This window comes from Pseudoduganella namucuonensis, from assembly GCF_900116645.1.
GTDB classification, from domain to species: domain Bacteria; phylum Pseudomonadota; class Gammaproteobacteria; order Burkholderiales; family Burkholderiaceae_D; genus Rugamonas; species Rugamonas namucuonensis.
In genome coordinates this window covers 1-4,529 of sequence record NZ_FPBO01000091.1, presented here as the reverse complement: position 1 = coordinate 4,529, position 4,529 = coordinate 1, and the positions used below count along the sequence as shown (strand labels likewise).

Annotated in this window: 4 protein-coding genes; 2 read left to right on the top strand and 2 right to left on the bottom strand. The window is 64.7% G+C overall.

Annotated elements, in window-relative coordinates; genetic code table 11:
- Both BM436_RS35765 and BM436_RS35760 read right to left on the bottom strand, forming a co-directional pair.
- Positions 1-843, bottom strand: an 843-nt coding sequence (locus tag BM436_RS35765) for an apurinic/apyrimidinic endonuclease family protein (protein ID WP_093561670.1), incomplete at its 3' end; no start/stop codon positions are given.
- Between the two features lie 18 nt (positions 844-861).
- On the bottom strand, positions 862-2,961 hold the full coding sequence (locus BM436_RS35760) for a bifunctional rhamnulose-1-phosphate aldolase/short-chain dehydrogenase (RefSeq protein ID WP_093561669.1): 2,100 nt from the start codon (positions 2,959-2,961) through the stop codon (positions 862-864).
- 248 nt (positions 2,962-3,209) lie between these two features.
- Between BM436_RS35760 and BM436_RS35755 the strand changes: the two genes are divergently transcribed.
- Both BM436_RS35755 and BM436_RS35750 read left to right on the top strand, forming a co-directional pair.
- Complete coding sequence (locus BM436_RS35755) at positions 3,210-4,073, top strand: DeoR/GlpR family DNA-binding transcription regulator (protein WP_093561668.1); 864 nt, start codon at positions 3,210-3,212, stop codon at positions 4,071-4,073.
- On the top strand, positions 4,070-4,529 hold a 460-nt coding region (locus tag BM436_RS35750; protein WP_143133524.1), incomplete at its 3' end, for an ATP-binding cassette domain-containing protein. The genes BM436_RS35755 and BM436_RS35750, both read left to right, overlap by 4 nt.

Genomic DNA, 4,529 nt, shown 5'->3' with positions numbered 1-4,529 from the left:
GTGGAAACCGCCCAGCTTGCCGAATTGCGCCAGGCGCGCGACGATCATCTCGATGTTGGTGTTCGGCGCGTGGTGGCCCAGGTCGACCAGGCACTTGGCCTTCGGACCCAGTTCGCTGGCGCAGGCGAAGCTGGTGCCCCAGTCGGCGATGGTGGTGGCGTAGAACGCCGGTTCGAACAGCTTGTGTTCGATGTACACCTGCCAGTCCGCCGGCAGCGCGGCGTAAATGCCGCGCATGCTGTCCAGGTAGCGTTCCAGCGCGCCGCGCAGGTTGTGCTGGCCGGGGAAGTTGGCGCCGTCGCCGACCCACACGGTCAGGCCCTTGGAACCGAGCTTGTCGCCCAGTTCGATGCACTCGATGTTGTGCGCGACGGCCTGCTCGCGCGCGGCCTTGCTGTTGGCGGTTAGGCTGCCGTATTTGTAGGTGTGCGCCTGGCCCACCTGGTCCTGGAAGGTGTTGGAGTTCACCAGGTCGAAGTACAGGCCCAGGCTGTCGGCTTGCTCGCGCAGCGCCTTGGGATCGTCGGTTTTGTCCCATGGGAAGTGCAGGGAAACGCCTGGGGTGGCACGGGTCAACTGGTGAATGACGCCGCAGTCCTCCAGCTTCTCGACCACGTTGCGCGGCTCGCCCTTGCCCGGGAAGCGCGCGAAGCGGGTGCCGCCGGTGCCGGCGCCCCAGCTTGGAACAGCCACGGCGAAGGTCTGTGCCAGCGCGGTCAGCTTTTCGATGTCCTGTCCGCGGCGGGCCAGCATGCCGCCCAGCGCGTCGTAGTCCGCTTGCAGGTTGGCTTGCAGTTTGGCGTTGTGTTCGGCCACCAGGCCGTTGTCGATAATGGTGCTCATGTCTTCTCTTTGTCTTTCTTAGCGGGTGAATGCCGCGGCGTTGCCCGCGTCTACGTTAATGATGTTGCCGGTGCTCTTGCCGGCCTTGTCGCTGGCCAGGAAGTACACGGCTTCCGCGATATCCTCCGGCAGCACGCTCAGTTTCAGCATGCTGCGCTCGCGGTAGAAGGTCTCGATGTCGTCGGCGCCGATCTTGTTGGAGGCGGCGCGCTCTTCCTTCCACTTGCCGTCCCAGATGCGCGAGCCACGGATGACGGCGTCCGGATTGACGACGTTGACGCGGATGCCGTGCGGCGCGCCTTCCAGCGCGATGCAGCGCGCCAGGTGGATCTCGGCCGCCTTGGCGGTGCAGTAGGCGGATGCGCCGCCGGATGCCACCAGGCCGTTCTTGCTGGCCACGAAGACCATGCTGCCGCCCAGCTTCTGCTGCTTCATGACGCGGAAGGCGGCGCGGCTGACCAGGAAGTAGCCGGTGACCAGGATGTCCTGGTTGCGGTTCCAGATCTCCAGCGTGGTCTCGTCCAGCGGCGCCGACGAGGCGATGCCGGCGTTGGAGATCAGCAGGTCCACCCCGCCGAAGCGCAGCGCGGCCTCGTCCAGCACCGCGTCCACCGATTCCTCGCTGGTGATGTTGGCGACGATGCTGGCCACGTTGTCCTTGCCGGCCACCTTGGACAGCGACTTGTGCGCCTCGGCCAGCGCTTCGCCGTCGATGTCGGTCAGCACCACGCAAGCGCCTTCCCGCAGCAGTTGGCGGGCGACCGCCTGGCCGATCCCGCCGGCGCCGCCGGTGACCAGCGCGATGCGGCCGGCCAGGCTTTTCGGCTTGGGCATGCGCTGCAGCTTCGCCTCTTCCAGCAGCCAGTATTCGATGTCGAAGGCTTCCTGTTCCGGCAGGCCGACGTAGGTGTCCACGCCGTTCGCGCCGCGCATCACGTTGATGGCGTTGACATAGAATTCACCGGCGATGCGGGCGGTGGCCTTGTCCTTGGCGAAGGACAGCATGCCCACGCCGGGAATCAGGTAGATGATCGGGTTGGCGTCGCGCACCGCCGGGCTGTTGGCGCGCTTGCAGCGCTCGTGGTAGGCGCGGTAGTCGGCCCGATATTGTTCCAGGCCCGCGTCCAGGCCGGCGATGACGGCGTCCAGGTCCGGCTTGGCGGGATCGAACTCGATCACGAAGGGGCGGATCTTGGTGCGCAGGAAGTGGTCCGGGCAGGAGGTGCCCAGCGCGGCCAGCGGCTGCAGGTCTTTGCTGCAGACGAACTCCAGCACGGCGTCGCTGTCGTCGAAGTGGCCCAGCTTGAATTCGTCCTTGCTGATTTTGCCGCGCAGCAGAGGCATCAGGCGCGCGGCCAGCGCTGAGCGCTCCGCGGCGGGCAGCGGAGCGACGCCGGCGCCACCGAACACGGGCTGCTTGACGTTGGCGGCCAGCCATTCCTCGGCACGCTTGATGATGGCCAGCGTGGTCTCGTAGCAGGACTTGGCGGTGTCGCCCCAGGTGAACAGGCCGTGGCCTTCCAGGATGATGCCCTTGAGCTGCGGGCGCGCCTTCGACACGGCTTCCAGTTTCAGGCCCAGGTCGTAGCCGGGACGCTGCCATGGCAGCCAGCCCAGTTCACCCTCGAAGATCTTGGCGGTCAGTTCCTTGCTGTTTTCGCAGGCGGCGATGGCGATGCAGGAATCCGGGTGCATGTGGTCCACATGCTTGCGGTTGATGTAGGCGTGCAGTGGCGTGTCGATGCTGGCCGCGCGCGGGTTCAGGTTGAAGGTGCAGAACGGCAGGTAGGCCACCATCTCGTCTTCGTGCTCCAGGCCGCGGTAGCGGTGCTTGAGCGCGTTCAGCTTGTCCATGTACAGCGTCGAGAAGCCGTCGAGCTTGATGCTGCCCAGGTCGCCGCCCGAACCCTTCACCCACAGGACTTCCACCGCCTCGCCGTTGAGCGGATCTTCCATCATGACCTTGGCCGAGGTGTTGCCGCCGCCGAAATTGGTGATGCGCAGATCGGAGCCGAGCAGGTTGGAACGGTACAGCAGGAGCTCTGGTTCGCTCATTGCCGCGGCCGCTGCGTCGTCCCACAGGGAGGTGATCGGTTCCTTCTGCTTTGCTTCGTTCATTGCTGTTCTCCGTCGTTTGAGTGTGTTCCGTTTGCCACCGTGGCAATCGCAGTCAGTAGAAATCAGCCGGGGTTTTGCGTCAATGCGTAAGCGATCAAGATCATGATTGATCACCGAATAATCACAATCTTGACCGATTTCCGATCAGCCCCGTGAGCTGTTTTATAAACGGTCATCAGATTGATTGCTGGCTGATTGACGTTCGGAAAACGAATGATTAGTCTCTCTCGCAGAACAAGGAGACCGATATGGACAACCACAGCCGCCGCAAGCGGTTGCTCAAACTGCTGGCCGAGCACGGGTCGGCCAGCGTGGCGCAACTGCAGGAGTGGCTGGGCGCATCGCCGGCCACGATCCGGCGCGATATCGCGTGGCTGGCCGCTTGCAAGCTGCTGACACGCTCGCGGGGCGGCGCGGCGAGGCTGCAGGGCAGGCGGCGCGATTTCGCGTTGCGCAGCGCGACCTTCGAGCACAACATCCAGAACGCCGCCGAGCAAAAACGGGCGATCGCCCGCCATGCCGCCGGCATGTGCGTCGAGGGCGAGACCATCATCATCAATGGCGGCACCACCACCTTCATGATGGCGGAGTTCCTCGCCCAGAGCCGGCTCAGGATACTGACCAATTCCTTCCTGATGGCGGAGCGCATGCTGGTCACCAGCGAGAACGAGATCATCGTCCCTGGCGGCAAGGTGTACCGCGAGCAGAACGTGATACTCAGCCCTTTCGAGAACGACGTGGCCCAGCACCACTACGCGTCCAAGATGTTCATGGGCGTGCATGGCGTTTCGCTGCTGGGACTGATGGAGACCGATCCCCTGCTGCTGCAGGCAGAGAAACGTTTGATCGGCCAGGCCGAGGACTTGATCGTGCTGGCCGACAGCTCGAAGTTCACGCGCAAGGCGGGGTTGATCCTGTGCGGGCTGAATCGCGTGTCCTGCCTGATCACCGATACCCACGCATCCGACTCGGTGGTGCAGCTTCTTGAACAATCCGGCGTGCGGGTGGTTACCGTGGCGCCGGAACCGCTGCCGCGGGCTTGGGCAGACAATCAAAACCAAGCGTACGAGATACAGTCCGCAACCATGTTTCAGACGGAGACTTTACTTTGAACTTAGCAGAACGACCGCCGCACGCCACGCTGGCGGAACCGGTGCTGGCACTGACCGGCATCACCAAGCGCTTCGCCGGCATCACGGCGCTGAACAAGGTGGCGCTCACGGTGCGCGCCGGCGAGGTGATGGCGCTGATCGGCGAGAACGGCGCCGGCAAGTCCACCCTGGTGAAAACGCTGACCGGCATCTACCAGCCCGACGAGGGCAGCATCACCCTGGGCGGCCAGCGCGTGGCCTTCGGCAGCGCGCAGGAAGCCATGCGCGCCGGGATCACCGCCGTGCACCAGGAAACCGTGATGTTCGACGAGCTCACCGTGGCCGAGAACATCTACGTGGGCCGCCAGCCCTGCCGCGGCCCCGCCGGCCGCGTCGACTGGCGCCGCATCGAGGCCGAGGCCGAGAAGCTGTTCGAACGCCTGGAGGTCGCCCTGCCCGTGCGCGCCAAGGTCAAGG

Bases quoted from the DNA above. Each gene is read 5' to 3' on its own strand.
- BM436_RS35760 (WP_093561669.1), bottom strand. From the start codon at position 2,961: ATGAACGAAGCAAAGCAGAAGGAACCGATCACCTCCCTGTGGGACGAC.
- BM436_RS35755 (WP_093561668.1), top strand. From the start codon at position 3,210: ATGGACAACCACAGCCGCCGCAAGCGGTTGCTCAAACTGCTGGCCGAG.